The 17,175-nt window shown below is 70.3% G+C and carries 12 protein-coding genes; 11 read left to right on the top strand and 1 reads right to left on the bottom strand.

Annotated elements, in window-relative coordinates; all coding sequences use genetic code 11:
- Nucleotides 1-4: 4 nt before the first annotated feature.
- The 8 genes from ACH4YL_RS03390 to ACH4YL_RS03355 all read left to right on the top strand — a co-directional run bounded on the left by ACH4YL_RS03390 (nucleotide 5) and on the right by ACH4YL_RS03355 (nucleotide 12,770).
- Nucleotides 5-3,277 carry an AfsR/SARP family transcriptional regulator gene (locus ACH4YL_RS03390; RefSeq protein WP_398504316.1) on the top strand — a complete coding sequence of 1,091 codons (3,273 nt, stop codon included), beginning with the start codon at nucleotides 5-7 and terminating at the stop codon, nucleotides 3,275-3,277.
- 256 nt (nucleotides 3,278-3,533) lie between these two features.
- Nucleotides 3,534-5,105, top strand: a complete 1,572-nt coding sequence (locus ACH4YL_RS03385) for an aspartate aminotransferase family protein (RefSeq protein ID WP_398504314.1) — start codon at nucleotides 3,534-3,536, stop codon at nucleotides 5,103-5,105.
- Between the two features lie 225 nt (nucleotides 5,106-5,330).
- A complete protein-coding gene (locus tag ACH4YL_RS03380; protein WP_398504312.1) occupies nucleotides 5,331-6,917 on the top strand; it encodes an aspartate aminotransferase family protein in 1,587 nt (528 codons plus the stop codon).
- 224 nt (nucleotides 6,918-7,141) lie between these two features.
- The gene (locus ACH4YL_RS03375) at nucleotides 7,142-9,424 is read left to right on the top strand and encodes a BTAD domain-containing putative transcriptional regulator (RefSeq protein WP_398504310.1); all 2,283 of its coding nucleotides are present in this window, start codon (nucleotides 7,142-7,144) and stop codon (nucleotides 9,422-9,424) included.
- Nucleotides 9,425-9,484: 60 nt separating this feature from the next.
- Complete coding sequence (locus ACH4YL_RS03370) at nucleotides 9,485-10,846, top strand: methylmalonyl-CoA mutase family protein (RefSeq protein ID WP_398504308.1); 1,362 nt, start codon at nucleotides 9,485-9,487, stop codon at nucleotides 10,844-10,846.
- Between the two features lie 168 nt (nucleotides 10,847-11,014).
- Nucleotides 11,015-11,482 (top strand): flavin reductase family protein, encoded by a 468-nt coding sequence (locus tag ACH4YL_RS03365; RefSeq protein WP_398504306.1) that lies wholly within the window; start codon nucleotides 11,015-11,017, stop codon nucleotides 11,480-11,482.
- Nucleotides 11,479-11,946 carry a hypothetical protein gene (locus ACH4YL_RS03360; RefSeq protein ID WP_398504304.1) on the top strand — a complete coding sequence of 156 codons (468 nt, stop codon included), beginning with the start codon at nucleotides 11,479-11,481 and terminating at the stop codon, nucleotides 11,944-11,946. The genes ACH4YL_RS03365 and ACH4YL_RS03360 overlap by 4 nt, the downstream gene beginning before the upstream one ends.
- 59 nt (nucleotides 11,947-12,005) lie before the next feature.
- A complete protein-coding gene (locus ACH4YL_RS03355) occupies nucleotides 12,006-12,770 on the top strand; it encodes an SDR family NAD(P)-dependent oxidoreductase (RefSeq protein ID WP_398504302.1) in 765 nt (254 codons plus the stop codon).
- 12 nt (nucleotides 12,771-12,782) lie between these two features.
- Here the strand turns inward: ACH4YL_RS03355 and ACH4YL_RS03350 are convergent, their stop codons facing one another.
- Nucleotides 12,783-13,685 (bottom strand): ScbA/BarX family gamma-butyrolactone biosynthesis protein, encoded by a 903-nt coding sequence (locus ACH4YL_RS03350; protein ID WP_398504300.1) that lies wholly within the window; start codon nucleotides 13,683-13,685, stop codon nucleotides 12,783-12,785.
- A 125-nt stretch (nucleotides 13,686-13,810) separates the two neighbouring features.
- On the opposite strand from ACH4YL_RS03350, the gene ACH4YL_RS03345 reads away from it, so the two are divergent.
- From ACH4YL_RS03345 to ACH4YL_RS03335, 3 genes are all read left to right on the top strand, one after another.
- Complete coding sequence (locus tag ACH4YL_RS03345) at nucleotides 13,811-14,449, top strand: ScbR family autoregulator-binding transcription factor (protein WP_398504298.1); 639 nt, start codon at nucleotides 13,811-13,813, stop codon at nucleotides 14,447-14,449.
- A gap of 407 nt (nucleotides 14,450-14,856) precedes the next feature.
- Nucleotides 14,857-15,972, top strand: coding sequence for an IS701 family transposase (locus tag ACH4YL_RS03340; protein ID WP_398504296.1), 1,116 nt, complete (start codon nucleotides 14,857-14,859; stop codon nucleotides 15,970-15,972).
- A gap of 152 nt (nucleotides 15,973-16,124) precedes the next feature.
- The gene (locus ACH4YL_RS03335; protein WP_398504294.1) at nucleotides 16,125-16,970 is read left to right on the top strand and encodes a BTAD domain-containing putative transcriptional regulator; all 846 of its coding nucleotides are present in this window, start codon (nucleotides 16,125-16,127) and stop codon (nucleotides 16,968-16,970) included.
- The last annotated feature ends 205 nt before the right edge of the window (nucleotides 16,971-17,175 follow it).

Raw genomic sequence — 17,175 nt, 5'->3', positions numbered from 1 at the left:
GCCCATGCGATTCGGGGTATTGGGGCCATTGGCTGTCTGGAGGGCTGACGGCAGTCCGGTCACCGTGCCCGGAGTCAAGACCCGAGCGCTGCTGGCCGCGCTGCTGTCGCACGACGGGCACCCGGCGTCCGCGGACAGACTCGTCGACGAGCTGTGGGGCGAGGGGGAGCTCCCGGGCAATCCCGCCGCCGCGCTGCAGACCAAGGTCTGGCAGCTGCGGAAGGTGTTCGAGGACGCGGAGGCGGGCGGCCGCGATCTGCTGACGCTGCGCGACGACGGGTATCTGCTGAGTACGGAACCCGAGAGCGTCGACATGGACCGGTTCGGGGTTCTGACGGCGCGCGCCCGGGCCGCCGAATCGGCCCGCACCCGCGCGGCACTCCTGTCCGACGGGCTGGCGCTGTGGCGGGGCACGGCCTTCTCCGGTTTCGAGGACGCCGCGTTCGCCCGTCCGGTCATCACCCGCCTCGAAGAGGCCCGTCTCACCGCGCTCGAAGCGCTCGCCGAGGCCCGCATCGAACTGGGCGAACACCTCGACGTGGCGGGAGAGCTGCACGAGCTCGTCGTGCGCCACCCGCTGCGCGAGCGGTTGCGCGGTCTCCAGATGCGCGCGCTCTACGCCTCCGGCCGTGCGGGCGAGGCACTGGCCGGCTACCAGGAACTGCGGACCCGGCTCGCCGACGAGCTGGGCCTGGACCCCGGCCCCGAACTCACGGCTCTGCACCAGGCGATGCTGGAGCAGGACGCCGGGCTGAGCGTCCCCTCCACCGCTGCGACCCCGTCTCGTCCCGCCACGAACCTGCCCGCTCCGCTGACCGATCTGGTCGGCCGACAGGGCGCGGTGGCCGAGGTGAAGGGCCTGTTCGGCAGCGCGCGGCACGTGACGCTGACCGGCTCCGGCGGCGTCGGCAAGACCCGGCTCGCGCTGGAGACGGCGGCCCAGCTCGCCGCCGGCTTCCGCGACGGCGCATGGCTGGTCGAGCTCGCCGCGCTGGGCCGTACCGGCAGTGCGAACGCGGTGGACCCGGTGGCGGAGGCCGTTATGACGGCGCTCGGTATCCGGGAGGCTTCGGGGCCCGTGTCGCCCGGCGCGCATGGACCCTCCTCACCCGCCGAGAGTCTCGCCGAGGCTCTCGGCGACAAGCGGCTCCTGCTGCTCCTCGACAACTGCGAGCACATCGTCGACGCGGTCGCCGATCTGGCGACGCTGCTGCTGAAGCGGGCTCCCGGCCTGCGGCTCCTCGCCACCAGCCAGGAGCCGTTCGGGATTCTCGGCGAGGTGGTGTGGGCCGTGCCGCCGCTGGAGGTGCCCGATCCGGCCCGCGAGCCGGGACTTGACGACGTGGCACGTTCCAGTGCCGTCGAGCTGTTCGTCGCCAGAGCTGCCGCCGCGGCACCCGGCTTCACGCTCGACGCGGGCAACGCCAGGGACGTGTCGGTGATCTGCCGTCGGCTCGACGGGATTCCTCTGGCGCTCGAACTGGCCGCCACCCGGGTGCGGGCGCTCGGCGTCCGGGGGCTGGTCAGGCGGCTCGACGACCGCTTCCGGCTCCTCGCCGGCGGGTACCGGGGTGCTCCGCCCCGGCAGCAGACGCTCCGGGCGATGATCGACTGGAGCTGGGACCTGCTGACCGGTCCCGAGCGCACAGTGCTGCGCCGTCTCGCCGTCCACGCCGAGGGGTGCACCCTGGAGGCGGCGGAGGCCATCTGCACCGGGGAAGGGGTGGATCCCGACGACGTCCTGGACCTGCTGGCCCGCCTGGTGGACCGCTCGCTGGTCGTCATGGTCGACAGCGGCGACGAACCGCGCTACCGGCTCCTCGAATCCGTCGCGGAGTACGGCTTGGCCCGCCTGGACGAGGCGGGCGAGAGCCAGAACGTGCTCCGGCGTCACCGTCGTTACTACACCGAGCTGGCCGAGCGCACCGCGCCGCTGATGCACGGCCCCGACCAGCGGCGCAGGCTGCGCCTCCTGGACGCGGAGGCTGCCAACGTGCGCCGGGCGCTCGACGACGCGGGCCGGCACGGTGCCGACGAGGACGCCCTCAGGCTGGTCAACGCGCTGACCTGGTACTGGTTCCTGCGGGGCCGGTTGCGGGAGGCGGGCCGGTCGCTGGAGGCGGCGCTCGCCGCAGCGGGGCAGACCGGGGCCGCCCGGAACCCGGAGGCCGTGGCGTCCCTGCGGGCCCAGGCCCAGGCGTGGCAGGCGGGGTTCGCCGTGCTGGTCGGCGACGGCACCGAGCGGACGCAGCACAGCAGGGTCGCCGTGGAGCTGTGCCGGGACATCACGGACCGGCGGGAGCGGGCCAGGGCCCAGTGGTTCCTCGGATTCGCCTTGTTCGGCGTCGGTGACCAGGCCACCAGTGAGGAACTCATCGAGCAGGCACTGGCGGGGTTCCAGGCCCTCGGTGACACCTGGGGAACTGCCGCGGCGCTGAGCGTACGGGCCAACCAGGCACATGTACGCGGCGATCTGGCCCGGCTCGCGCAGGACGGGCGGCGCAGTGCGGAGCTCTTCGCCGAACTCGCCGACGGCTGGGGGCAGTTGCAGACCGTCGAACCGCTCGCCTCGCTGGAGGAGATGGCAGGCGACTACGAACGCGCGGCGCAGCTGCACCAGGAGGGGCTGCGCATGGCCGAGGACCTCGGGCTGTGGCCGGAGGCCGCCGACCGGCTGACCAGCCTGGGCAGCACCGCCATGCTCACCGGAGACCACGCCAGGGCACGGGAGTTCCACCAGCGGGCGATGCGCCTCGCCGCCGAGCACAGCTTCAAGCCCGGGGAGATCCATGCCGAGGTGGGACTCGGCCTCGGCGCTCGCCGCGAAGGACGGCTCGACACCGCCGAAGCCCATATGCGGCACGTGTTGCGGTGGCAGTCCAAGATGTCCTTCGAACCCGGCCGCGCGCTGGTGCTGGCCGAACTCGGCTTCGTCGCCGAGCAGCGGGGCGACGCGGACCAGGCGCTGCGCCTGCACCTGGACGGCTGGACTTCGGCCCGCAACACGGGCGACGCCCGGGCCATGGCGCTGGCCCTGGAAGGCCTGGCGGGAGCTCACGCCCTCGCGGGCCGCCACGAGTACGCCGCCGTGCTGCTCGGCGCGGCGCACGCCGCCAGGGACTCCGTCGGCATGCCGCTTCCCCCCGCCGAACGGGGCGACGTCGACCGGATCACGGCGGCGGTACGGGAGCACCTCGACGAGGACGCCTGTCGGACCGCGTACCGGCGCGGCAGCGCGCTGACGCCCGACGAGGCACTGTCCGCGGACCCGGGCTGAGTCGCCCCGGACCTGTCCCCACCGCCTCGCAGACTGCTCAGTGACCGGCTGATGAGGGGCCGCACCTAGCCTCGCAGAGGCTCCGGAATCTCCCACTCGCATGCGTGGACTGCCGCCACGGCAGGGCCCGCCCGCGCCCGGAGCCGACACCCACACGGGCCGCGGCGCGCCGAGGCCCGTTGCTGGGGCCCGGGTCCCATCCCGGCAGCCGGCTGGTCCACTGACGCAACATCAAAAAAGAGAAACTGGGGACGAAATGACTGCAGTCGCCGCGCCCGTGCTCGCCGACGCCAACGTGCGACAGATGCTCTCTCCGTTCGGGCTCGACGTCGAGTACACCCGAGCCGAGGGCAACGCTCTCCACTACACCGACGAACAGGGCCATGAGCACCGGGTCGTGGACTTCGCGTGCGGCTTCGGCTCCCTGATGCTCGGCCACAACAACTCCGAGATCGCCGAGCGCGCCAAGGAGATCCTGGACGCGAAGATCCCGGTGCACACGCAGCTGGCACGGCACTCGCACACCAACGACCTCGCGACCACTCTCAACAAGATCATCAAGCGTGAGCTGCACACGGACGAGCCCTATTACGCCCTGTTCGGCAACTCCGGGGCGGAGGCCGTCGAAATCGCGATCAAGCACGCGGAGTTCGACCGGCTGCAACGCGCACGGGAACTCCTCGGCGGCGTCGAGGACAACATCGGGGCCGCCCGGGCTGCCGTGAGCGACGGCACCGCGCAGGTGTCCCCGGATGCGTACGGACTGGCCGGCGTGGCGGGGAGCACCGGGTTCGAGGACCTGATCGCGGAGATCCAGCGACGCAACGGGGCGGCCGCCGCCACCCCGCCGCTCTTCCTCACCATCGAGGGGTCCTTCCACGGGAAGCTGGCGAGCAGCATCCAGCTCACCTACAACGAGATGTTCCGCACTCCCTTCAAGTCGCTGTCCGCGCAGGCCCGTTTCGTGCCCGCCGACCAGCCCGACGCCCTCGCGAAGATCGTCAGCGACGAGCGCGTCCCGGTGCTCGACGTCGTGGTCGAAGAGGGTGTGGTCCGCGTCGTCGAGCGTGACTTCCCCGTCTTCGGGGCCTTCTTCCTGGAGCCGATCCGGGGCGAAGCGGGAATCCGGCCGCTCAGCCAGGAGTTCGCGCGGGCGATCGAGCAGGTGTCCGCCGAGCTGGGCTGTCCGGTCGTCTCCGACGAGATCCAGTGCGGCACGGGCCGCTCCGGCGCCTTCTTCGCCGCGTCGCACATCGGGCTGCGCGGTGACTACATCATCCTGGCCAAGAGTCTGGCCGGCGGCATCGCCAAGACCGGTGTGGTGCTGATCCGGGAGGGCCGCTACCGCCACGACTTCGAGCTCATCCACAGCTCGACCTTCGGCAAGGACAGCTTCTCCTCCCTCATCGCCCTCAAGGTGATCGAGATGCTGGAGGCGGACGGCGGGCAGGCGTACCGCGCGGGCGTGGAGCGCGGCGGCAAGCTGAAGACCATGCTGGAAGCGGTCCGCGCCGACTTCCCGGACGTCGTCAAGGACGTTCGCGGCCGAGGCCTGATGCTGGGCATGGAGTTCCAGGACCAGTCGGAGGCCGCGTCCGAGGTCATCCGCGAACAGACCCAGCACGGCATGATCGGGTTTGCCGTCGCCGGCTATCTCCTGCGCAACCACGGCATCCGTACGTTCACCACCGCGAGCGCCATGCACACGTTCCGGTTCGAGCCGTCCATCTACGTCAGCGACGAGGACATCGCGCAGCTGGAGAGGGCCCTGCGCGCGGTGTGCGGCGTCCTGCGGCGCCAGGACGAGAAGGGCTTCGCCGTCGTCTGACCGGCGAGGCGACAGTCTCCCGGTGCCGGCAAGGCCGGCGAGCCGAGCGAGTGGGGCGCGGCCGGCCGGTGACGGACGGCCGCGCCCCACTTCCGTTGTGCGCCGCGGCCGGTGACGGACGGCCGCGCCCCACTTCCGTTGTGCGCCGCGCCGCGCCGCCGTGCCGGGCCGCACCGCATCCGAACAGCCGGGGCGCCAACGTCCCGGGATCCCAAGGGAGTCGACATGAACGCCACAGCCTCCGAAGCCGGTCTCGCGGAACCCCACCTCGCCGAGGTGCTGGCCGCGGTCGGCCTCGACGTCGAGTACGTCCGGGCGGAGGGCAACACCCTCTACCGTCTCGACGAGGAACAGCGCGAGGTACCCGTGCTCGATTTCGTGGGGGGCTTCGGGTCGCTGATCCTCGGACACAACCACCCCGAGATCGTGACGTACGCCCAGGACCTGCTCCGCTCGCACCTCCCGATCCACGCCCAGTTCTCGCGGGCTCCGCACGCCAATCGGCTGGCCGCCGCGCTCAACACCGTGCTGCGGCGCGAACTGGGCGACGACGAGCGCTACTTCGCGATCTTCGCCAACAGCGGCGCCGAGGCGGTCGAGGCGGCCGTCAAGCACGCCGAGCTCGACCGTACGCTCAAGGCGGCGGCGCTGAGCGCGGAGATCAACGAGCATGTGGAGCACGTGCGTTCCCTGGTGCACGTCGGCCTCGCCGTGCCGGCGGACAGCGTCTACGACCGGTTCGGCGGAGGCCGCACCGGCGACCGGGTCCAGGACGTCGAGGAACTGATCGCACACATCGACCGGTGGAACGCCCAGCGGATGTCCAGGGCGCCCTTGTTCCTCGCTCCCGAGGGTGCCTTCCACGGCAAGCTGGTGGGCAGTGTGCAGCTCACCCACAACGAGGGCTTCCGGACGCCCTTCAAGGCGCTCGCCGCGCAGGCCCGCTTCATCCCCCTCGATCAGCCGGGCGCCATCCAGAAGACCATCGACGCCGAGCGGAGCGTGCTGCTCGACCTGGCTGTCGCGGACGGCAGGGTCACTGTGGTCGAGCGGGAGTTCCCCGTCTTCTGCGCCTTCGTCCTGGAACCCATTCAGGGGGAGGGCGGCATCAACGTGGTCGACCGGGAGTTCGCGGAGGCGGTCAGGACGGCCTGCGACGCGATCGACTGCCCCGTCATTGTCGACGAGATCCAGAGCGGCATGGGGCGTTCGGGCGCCTTCCTGGCCAGCTCGCTCATCGGGCTGCGCGGTGACTACTACACCCTGGCCAAGAGCCTGGGCGGAGGCGTCGCCAAGACGTCCGTCGCGCTGATCCGGGAGTCCCGATACCGCAAGGAGTTCGAGCTCGTGCACAGTTCGACCTTCGCGAAGGACGGGTTCTCCAGCCTTGTCGCCCTCAAGGTGCTGGAGCTCCTGGAGGCCGACGACGGCCGGCTGTACCGCGTCGTCGAGGAGCGGGGCAGGAGCCTGCGGACGATGCTCGAAGCGGTCCGTGCCGAGTTTCCCGATGTGCTCAAGGACGTCCGCGGCGCGGGCCTGATGCTGGGCGTGGAGTTCCAGGACCAGTCGGGGTCGGCCGCCGCGACGATCCAGGATCTCGCCCGCTCGGGCTTCCTCGGCTATGCCGTGGCGGGATACCTGCTGCGCGGGCACGGCGTCCGTCTCTTCCCGACCGGCAGCGCTGTGAACACGCTCCGCCTTGAGCCGTCCGTCCTGCTGACCGACGCCGAGATCGCCCAGTTGGAGGCGGCTCTCAAGGATGTCTGCTCCGTCCTGCGCGACCAGGACGAGGCGCGCTTCATGGGTGTGTGACGCCCGGTCACACACCCCCATCCGTACCCGCGTTGCACCGGCCGCACGGCCGCGGGGTCGCGCGGCCGATGCGCTTCCAGGGCCCCTTTGTCCCAGGTTTGTGTGAGCTTGGACCGCGGCGGCGCAGCATGGTGGCCGGATCCTGGCAGGCATGAGGCGCGGCGTTCTGACCGTGCGCCGCGCTTCTGCCGCCGGGCTGTCGGATGCGTTCGGATGGGGGAGACATGCAGTTTCGAGTACTGGGACCGCTGGAAGTCGTCTGCGACGGCATGCCGGTCGAGCTGAGAGGCACCAAGCAGCGTGGCACGCTCGGCTTCCTGCTGCTCCAGGCCAACCGGGTGGTCCCCACGAGCCGGCTGCTGAACGCCCTGTGGCCCGACGACAACGCGCCGACGACCGCGCGGAAGATCCTGCAGAACGCCGTGTACGGGCTGCGCGGCGTCCTCTCGTCTCCGCCGGATGACGCCTCCGGTGTCGCAACGCTGCTGACCCAGCCGCCCGGTTACATGATGCGCGTGGCACCCGAGCAGGTGGACCTGCACCTGTTCCACCAGTGGGTCGGCCAGGGCCGCGAGAAGCGCGCCCAGGGCGACGCGGCCGAGGCGGCGGTGCTGCTGCGCGACGCGCTGGACCTGTGGCGCGGCTCCGCCCTGGCGGACCTGGTCGAGGCCGGCCTCGAGTGGCCGGAACTGGCTTCTCTCCAGAACACCCGGCTGGATGTGACGGAGGACTACTTCGACGCGCAGCTGACGTGCGGCCGCCACCACGCCGTACTCGCGGAGCTGGAGACCATGGTGGCGGCCGAGCCGCTGCGGGAACGGTCGTGCGGCCAGCTGATGCTGGCGCTGTACCGCTGTGGCCGGCAGGCGGACGCGCTCAATGTCTTCAGCCGCGTACGGTCGCTGCTGATCGAGAACCTGGGCCTGGAGCCCGGCCACGGCCTCCAGCAGTTGCAGCGGGCGATTCTGACGCAGGACCCGCTGCTGTCCCTGGACTCGGCTCAGGTCGTCGCCCGGCCGGTCCTCACACAGACGGTCCCCACACAGACGGTCCGCACACAAACGGTCCCTCCGCAGAGGACCGGCGCCGAGACGGCAGGCACGGGCACGGTACGCACCGAGCCGTCACCCACGGATTCCGGATGCCCTCCCGTCGCGCAGGCGGGCATCCCGGCGCAGAGTCGTCAGGAAGCGGCGAGGCAGGACACGGGCATCCAGCGCCGTCTTGTCAGTGTCGTGTCGGTCCGCACCCGGCTGACCCCTCACCTCGGTGACGGTGTCGGCGACGGCGTGGACGACATTCTGGATGCCGCCGCCACGGTGGTCAGGGAGCAGATCGAGCGGTACGGCGGCACGGTGACGGCATCCATGGGGTCCGTCTCGCAGGCGCTGTTCGGGCTCGACGGCTCGGGTGACGGCGGCGCGGACCAGGCCGTGCTGGCGGCGCTGGCGATCCGCAACGTGCTCGACGTGTCCAGCGGTTCCGAGCCCGGCCTGACATCGCTGTCGGTGCACGCCTCGGTGATGACGGGTGAGGTGCTGCTCCGTTACTCCGGCAAGGCGGACGCGCCCACGGCCGTCGGCGCGGTGCTGGACGAGTCGCAGTCGCTGCTGTCCGACGTGCCGGCCGGCCAGGTGCTGGCCAGCGACGCGGTCCGCCGTGCGACCGAGGACACGGTCGCCTACCGCCGTGCGGTCGTCCGGCCCTCCGGCTGGTTCGCGGTCGGCCGCAAGGCGACGCGGCAGGAGGCGGGTGCCGAGGACCCGGACACGGCGTACGAACTCGACCTCCTGTGCGGGCTGGTCAAGCGCAGCCGGGACCGCGCGATACCCCACATGGTGACGGTGCTGGGGGAGTCCGAATCCGGAAAGAGCCGTCTGCTGCGGGAGTTCGGTCGCCGTATGGGAACCCGTCCGGGCAAGGCCACGGTCCTGACGGGCCGTACCCCCGCCGCACCCACCGAACACCCCTTGAAGGCCCAGGCACAGATCCTGGCCGCCTACTGCGGCATACGGCCGGGCGACGACCCGGAGTCGGCGCGGTCCGCCCTCACCACCCAAGTGCGCTTCCTGTTCCGTTCCGACCGGAGCGCGCGCTGGATCCTGTCCTGCCTGATGCCCCTGCTGGACACCCAGGCCGACGCCGAGCCCGCCGCCGTGCCCGCGGCCGAGACCCTGGCCGCCTGGCGCGACTTCTTCCAGAAGGCGGCGCAGCACCTGCCGGTCGTGCTGTGCATCGACGACCTCCACCGCGCGGGCACGGGCGTCCTGGACATCGTCGAGGAGCTGGCGGAGTCCGCGGGACCGGCCCCCCTGTTCGTGGTCGCCTCAGCCGGCCCCGAGCTGCTGCTGCGCCGCCCGGCCTGGGCCGGGGGCAAGAGCCACGCGACCACCGTCACCCTGGGCCGGACAGAGGAAACCACCACTACCAGCAGACAGTTGGTGGAGTTCCTCCGGTCTGCCGCGCGTGAGCGGACGCCGAGCGTCAGCGGCGGCCGGGCACGCTGAGCGCCTGCCCGGGATTCGCGTCGCGGAGACCTGTGCACAGTCGACCAGGAGGTACAGCCGATGGCGCACAAGCCGGAGCAGGGACCGTCGGCCGAGCCGGTTCGGGGACCACGCGCCCGCGCGGAACGGTACCGGCCGGTGTGGCCCGGAGAGCCGGGACGGCACCCGTTCACGCGCGGGGTGCACGGGTCGACCTGCACGGGGCGGCCGTGGACGACGCGTCAGCACATGGGTTCCGGCACGGTGGTGGAGGCCGGCGCACGCCACCGGCAGCTGATCGCGAACGGCGCCACCGAGCTGTCGGTGGCCTTCGATCTGCCGACGCGGCGGGGCTACGACTCGGACATGCCACCGGCCCGCGGCGAGGTCGGCGTGGCCGGCGTGGCCGTCGACTCCGTGGACGACATGCGAGTGCTGTTCGGGGGAGTGCCGCTGGACCGGGTGTCGACGTCCCTGGAGATCTGCGCCCCGGCGGCCGTCCTGTTGCTGCTCTACCAGCTGGTGGGCGAGGAACAGGGGGTCGTGGGGACGGAACTCGCCGGCGCGGTGCACAACGACATCCTCGAGGAGTACGTCGCGGGCGGCACCGGCATCTTTCCGCCCGGACCGTCACTGCGGCTGGTCGCGGACACGCTGGCGTACTGCCGGACGGAGATTCCCCGCTGGACCGCGATCTCGGTCTCGGGGGACCGGATGGCGCGGGCGGGGGCCTCGCCGGCCGAAGAAGTCGCGTTCACGCTGTCGAACGGGATCGAGTACGTCCGTGCGGCGGTGGCGGCAGGGACGGCGGTGGACCTGGTCGCACCCCGGCTGTCCTTCTCCTTCGCGGCCCGCAGCACACTGCTCGAAGAGGTGGCCACATTGCGGGCGGCGCGCCGGATCTGGGCCCGCGTGATGCGGGAGCGGCTCGCGGCACGCGACCCCAGGTCGTGGCTGCTGCGGTCGACGGCGCGGCAGTACGGTGCGGACCTGGTGACCGCGACGGCCGATCCGTTCACCGGCTCGTGCGTCGTCGAGTCGATGACCCACGACATCGAGTCGGCTGCCCAGCAAGTGATGGGCGCCGTACGGAAGTCGGGCGGAGCACTCGCCGCGATCGAGCGCGGCTTCTGGACACGGGACACTGCGCAGGACTTCCGGGCCGGAGAGACGGAGCACGGCGGAGCGCGCCGTCAGGCCGGCACCGCTGGGCCCGTCGACCCGGCCGTCGAGACGCGGCAGGCGGAGCGCATCGCCAAGCTGCGAGCCTGGCGGGAGGACCGGCGTGTGCGCGACGGCATGAACCGGATGCGGACTGCGGCCACGGGCGCCGGCAACGTTCTCCACCCCATGAAGGACGCCCTGGCCGCGGGCGCGACCGTCGGCGAGGTCTGTGACGCGCTGCGCGAGGTGTGGGGCACGTACACGCCTGCGGACACGTGAGCGCCGACCGGGAGCGCTGGGCGGGGGGTTACCCGTGAATGGACGGTCAGGGATTTGCCCGTCCTATGTTCTCAGCATCAGTCTCCTGAAGGGTTCGGCATGATTTCTGTATCCACTGACAAGATTGCCAACCGAATTCCGATGACTCCGTCATCCTTGCGGGAATCGATGGCACGTTTCGCCACCGGTGTCATCGTGCTGAGTGTTGGCGGCGACGACATCCACGGAATGACCGCCAATGCTTTCACCTCCGTATCGCTCGACCCGCCCACCGTGTTGTGCTGCGTCGCCCACAGCGCGGTGATGCACAAGGCAGTGCTGGCGCAGAAGCGGTTCGCCGTCTCCGTTCTCGGCGCGGGCCAGGAGAGCCTGGCGCGCCATTTCGCCGACAAGAGCCGCCCATTGGGCCCGGAACAGTTCCGCCGATTCGACTGGGAGCCGGGCGAGCTCACCCAGGCTCCTTTGCTGCACGGGGCATTGGCCTGGCTGGAGTGCGAACTCACCGAGTTCCACGACTCCGGTGACCACTCGATATTCCTCGGGAACGTGATCAACGCGAGCAAGAGCCCCGGCGGCGCCGGGCTGCTCTTCTTCGACGGGGCGTTCCAGCAGACCGGATCCGCAGACGTGTCATGAGCGTCCCCGAGGCCGCCATCGGGCGATGGTTCGTCGATGCGCTCAACGAGGGTCTGAACAGGTCGCTGGTGCACTCGCTGCCGCGCGGGCCGTCGGACGGTGACGTCCTGCGCGACCCCTTCGGAGCTGCGGTGCTCAGGCGTTTCGAAGCCTGTGTGCCCTCTGCGCTCAGTCCGCAGGAACGCGACGACAGGGCCTTGCGCACCGCCCTGCTGCGACGCGCCCGGCACATCCTGGCGAGAGCCCTCGTACCCGGCCCGGAGCAGGCGGGCCGCCCTCCCTTCCGCCCGCAGCCGGCGTTGTCTGCCCGGCAGGAGGCGGTGGTCGCCACCGTGCTTCTGGAGTGCGCGGTGCTGCTGCTCATGGAGCCCGGAAACTCGGTCGGGTCGGCCCGCGAACCGGCGGCAGTGGTGAAGGCGTTGGGGCGGTCAGTGCGTGAATCCCCGATTCCGGATTCCGTGTGAGGGACCGCATGCGAGCCGGACCGGAGAATGTCCCGCAGCCTGTCTGTCAGACTCCGTGGATGACCAGTGATCTTCTGTTGGACAAAGTAGTTCTCGTTACGGGGGCGAGCAGCGGAATTGGCGCCGCGGCAGCGCGAGTCTTCGCCCGCGAGGGCGCGACCGTGGTCCTCACCGCACGCCGGAAGGACCGTTTGGCCGCGATGGTGGACGAGCTGCGGGACGGTGGAGCCCAAGCCGCCTATGTCGTCAGTGACGTATCCGTGGCCGAACAGGCGGCGGCGGCCGTGGATTTCGCCGTCTCCGAGTTCGGACGCCTGGACTCCGCTTTTAACAACGCCGGCATAGGCGGCGATCGCACCCCTCTGCACCTCATGCAGGACGATGTGTACGACTCCATCATGGACATCAACGTGCGCGGCCTGTGGAACTGCCTGCGCCATGAAATAGCGGCGATGCTTCCGCGGGGAGGCGGCAGCATCGTCAACAACAGCAGCGTGGCAGGGCTCGTGGCGATTCCTGCCGCCGCGCCGTACATCGCCTCCAAACACGCCGTCGTCGGGTTCACCCGGGCTGCCGCCGACGAGTACGCCAAGCAGGGCATCCGGGTGAACGCCGTCGCTCCCGGAACCACGCGGAGCGAGATCACGACGGACTGGTTCGGACGCAACCCCGGTCTTGAGCAACTCGCCAACTCCCTGACCCCGCAAGGAAGAACGGCGGGGCCAGAGGAGATCGCGGAGGCGGCGGCATGGCTCCTGAGCGACCGCTGCCCGTTCCTCACCGGCGTCGTGGTGCCGGTGGACGGAGGATTCGTCAACCAGTGACAGCGCGGCCGGCTATCCCGCCCGGCCGCTGAACTCGACCCGGAAAGCTTGCCGGCCGTCCTGCACACCAGTGACGACGACGGCGAGCTTTCCGGCCTTTTGGTCAGAAGGCGGCTCAGCCAGGATCCAGCACGGCTGGTCGAACTCGACGTACTGCTGGTAGGCGACCGCGACCCTGGTGGGCTCGAAGTACGCCGGTGCCACAGCGGCGTGGGCGGCCTGCTGTGCGGCCTCCAGAAGTGCCAGCCCTGGCACGTGGTCGACCGGGTGATCGAAGAGCAGCCGGTTGTCCACGTCGTAGCGTAACTGCCACCGCAGCGGCTCATCGGTGGCGGCAAGCACCACCTCGTCGGTGGTGGGCCGGCCGACGGTGTCCGGTTCGACGGCTGGTGGCACCGGCCACTGCCCCCAGTCGACGCTGAGACGGTCTCCGCGCAGCCGCCGGTAGGCGGCGGGCGACACCCAGCCGAAGACCGTGTCCGCACGCACCACGTTCTCGCCCTTGTATGCGATGCGGATGTCGAGGGCCAGGCTGTTCCTGGCGGGCTGTGAACCGGAACCGTTCGTCACGACGACTTCGACGTCCAGCTCCGGACGGTCGCCTTGCGGCACGTGGAAACCAGGCTTGATGGTGAAGTTGAGATGGTGCAGCAGGGTCTGATGAGTGAGCGGGACCTCCCGTTCGCCGTGACCAACGATCAACCCGCTCTGCCTGATGGTCTGGGTCAGGAGCCGAGGGTCGTAGGGCCACTTCTCGTAGGATGCCGGCCAGCGGGCGGTCAGTTCGAAGCTGTGGTCGGTGATCCGATTCCAGCCGGTGACGAGTACCGATGGGCCGTGATGCAGATGGGTGTAGTCGCGCAGCCGATCCGTCCGGCCCAGGGCAGGCCGGAGCTGTTCACTGTGCTTGTGCAAGGTTCCCCCAGGTCCAAGCGCGGAGCTAGTGAGTTCTACTTGTAAAGTACCGGCCCTCCGGTCGGTTTTCGGCCGAGAGTAAATGTGACTTCAAGCACTAGTAAAGAACTGACCAGGAGGGCACGTTGGCGAGACAGGAACGCGCGATCCGTACCCGGAGGGCCATCCTGGAGGCGGCCTCTGTGCTGTTCAACGAGGTGGGGTACGAGGCGACCACCATCGGTGCACTGCTGGAGCGCATCAACCTCACCCGGGGCGGCCTCTATTTCCACTTCACCACGAAGGAGGAGCTGGCACGCGCGGTGCTCGACGAGGCCGTCACGCTCGACGGTGTCCATCCCCAGGTCTTCAAGCTGCAGGAATGGGTGGACATCGCCCTCATCCTGGCCCACCGGGTCCCCCGTGAGCCCCTGCTGCGCGCCTCGATACGGCTGTCGGTCGACCCGTTGTCGCGCAGCCTGTTCGGCACCCGGTGGCCGGACTGGGTCGAGGTGGGCCACCGCCTGCTCGTCGAGGCCCAGGAGAAGGGGGAGTTGCTTCCTCACGTGGATCCCGCCGAGACGGCGCGGCTGCTGGTGGGCGCCTGGACCGGGGTGCAGCTGGTCACCGAGGTGATCCCGGAGCGGAGTCTGTCCGAGGAGATATCCAGCCTGTTCGCGCTGATCCTGCCCAACATCGCCTCCAGCGGCGTGCTTGCGAGACTGGACACGTCCCCGTACCGGGCGGAACGCCTCCTGGGGATGGTGCGCTCGCAGGCCGTCTAGCACGCGTCGGAGCCGGGTGACGAGCAGGAACCGGACGCAAATACGGTTTCTGCTCGGCTCGTTCGCCGTCGGAGAGCCTCGCCGCGTTCTCCCGCCCCTCACGCGATCCACACCTTTCGCTTAGGATGACTTACGTCCGGTTTCTGAGGCCTCCCGGCTCGGTTCTGAGCGTGGGTGGTCCCGCAGGCGCCGTACCTGCCTTTGCTGAGATCTGTGTTTTGCCTGACCAGAGGCGATTCCAGAGCTCAGGAGGGGTGCGCACAGGAACCGGACAGCTGGTCGCTTTCTCGGGGTGGATGACAAGAGACCAGCGGTAGACCGAGGTGCGGTCGCGGCTGCGGCCGCCGTCCACAACAGGGGGATCGATGGGCGGAAAGCTGTCTCAATCCACGGGCGCCGGGGGCACGTTGACGCCTGAGTCGTCCCACCGCTTCTGCGGCGAGTTCGCCTCATTGCTGTTCGCCTCGCTGCGCCGCAGGGAGCAACGCGTCAAGGCGCAGCAGTACGTCTGCGGCCTGCTCGTCCTGCCGGGACGCAAGACTCTGCGCAACGTCGCAGCACAGTTCGAGGGCGCGGCTGCGCAGCAGAGCGTCCATCACTTCATCACCGCGTCCCCGTGGCAGTGGATGCCGGTGCGTCACGCGCTCGCCCGGTGCGTGCACGAAGCCTTCGACCCGCTCGCCCTGGTGATCAGGCCCACGGTGATTCCCAAGGTCGGCAGCCACACGATCGGCGTCGACGAGCACTATGTGCCGCGGCTGGGGCAGGCGGTCAACGGCCAGCAGGCGGTGGGTGCGTGGCTGGCCTCCAATCACTGCGCCATTCCCGTCGGCTGGCGTCTGCTGCTCTCCGACCGCTGGATGCGGGCCCCGCTGCGGCAGCGGGCCAACATCCCGTCGGGAGCCGCGGCGGGCACCCTCGACGACTGCGTCCGCGGGGTGGTGGCCGACGCCTTGGAGGCGGGCCAGGTCCCTCGCATCCCGGTCGTCGTGGACGCGGAGCTCACCGATGCCGTGGGGCTGGCCCGTCATCTCGCCTCGCTGGGACTGTCCTTTCTCGTGCGTGTCGACCCGGCCGAGCAACTGCGTCTGGACCCGCACGAACTGCCCATGTACGGGGGCCGGCTGCGCACCGCGGGCGAGCTCGCGAAGACGCTGACCCGCCTTCGGCGGGCGGTCAATCCGGGTGACGGTCCGACTCTGGCAGCGGCCATTCCGGTCGTCGGGCCGCGACGGGCGTCGTCGGACGAGACCGGCCTGCTGCTGGTGGGCGAGTGGGCCAAGGACGGGCGCTCCGGCGGCCGGCTCTGGCTGACGGGTTCCCCGGCGGCGTCACTCGCCCCGGTCCTCGCGCTCACCCGTCTTCCGGACGTCGTGGAGCGGGACTTCGACGCGATCTCCGAAGGCGTGGGCATGAGGGACTTCGCCGGGCGGTCCTACCCGGGCTGGCACCGGCACGTCACCCTGGCGTCCGTCGCCCACTGCATCGCCGCCTGGCCGAGGCGGACCGCAGTCGGCGTATGAGGTCGGCCACACAGAACCTACCTACCATCCGGTAACTTGACACTCTCTGCGCACGCAACGTCTTCGGCTCGAATCTCTTTTCTACTGTCGGAAACGCCGCACCAAAGCCCCGACGCTCGCCGCAGAACGACCCGGAACCAGGAGTGTGCGTAGTGCAGATCAGCCTTCTCGGCCCTTTCGAGATAGCCACCGACGACGGCCGGACCTTTGCTCCCAACGCGCCGAAGCTCTGTCAGCTCCTGGCCGTGTTGGCGCTGCAGCCGCGTGAGGCCGTGGCGACGGGCACCCTCATCAGGGAGCTGTGGGGCGACGACGCCCCCGCCGGCGCAGCCCGGACCCTCCAGACGCACATCTATCACGCCCGCCGCATGCTGTCCGACCTGCAAGTGGCCACTTCCGACCGTCAGTTGCTGGCCACCCAGGCACCCGGCTACCGCGTCGACGTCGAGGACGAAGAGGTGGACGTCTGCCGCTTCGAGCGGTTGGTCCAGCGGGCTCAGTGGGAACTCACCGAAGGCGACCCCCAGCGGGCGGCCGGGGAGTTGAAGCAGGCCATGTCCCTGTGGCGCGGCCCGGCGCTCAGTAACGTCCCCGCCGGAGACGTGCTCGTCGGTCAGGTGGCAAGGCTGGAAGAACTCAAGATCCGCGCTCTCGAACTGCGTGCGGAGACCGAACTACGACTCGGCAGGCACCGGGAGTTCCTCCCCGAACTGCGGTCGCTGGTCAACAGCCACCCACTGCACGAGTGGCTGCACGGCCAGCTCATCACCGCGCTCCACCGCTCAGGGCGCCGGGCCGAGGCCCTGCAGGCGTACCAGAACCTCTACCGCATCCTCAAGCGCGAGCTGGGCCTGGTGCCATCGGTGGAACTGCAGCGTCTCCAGGCGCAGATCCTCAGCTCCGCCAGTCCCGAACCGCACCTGCCCCTGCGTCTGCGCATCGAGGGCCGCGCGGGGACTGTGATCGCCCCCGCGCACCCCACGGTCGTCGCAGGCTGACGCCCAACCGTCGCCGCCGCCCGCTGCCTCCATCACGTCAGTGAGCGGCCCGTTACCGCACGATGCGCGGGCGGTTCGGCAGGCCCCGTTAGCGTGCTCGTATCCCAACTCCGGCGACGCCAAAGCCGTCACCGAGACCGAGGCGCGCGGCCGCCGCCGACCTCCGAGACACCCGTAGCGCGACCCCGCGGCACCTCCGCGGCTC

Origin of the sequence: Streptomyces sp. NPDC020681, from assembly GCF_044334895.1 — a bacterium.
Taxonomy (GTDB): Bacteria; Actinomycetota; Actinomycetes; order Streptomycetales; family Streptomycetaceae; genus Streptomyces.
Note: the sequence above shows the minus strand (reverse complement) of the source record. Positions and strands in the feature narration are given on the sequence as shown.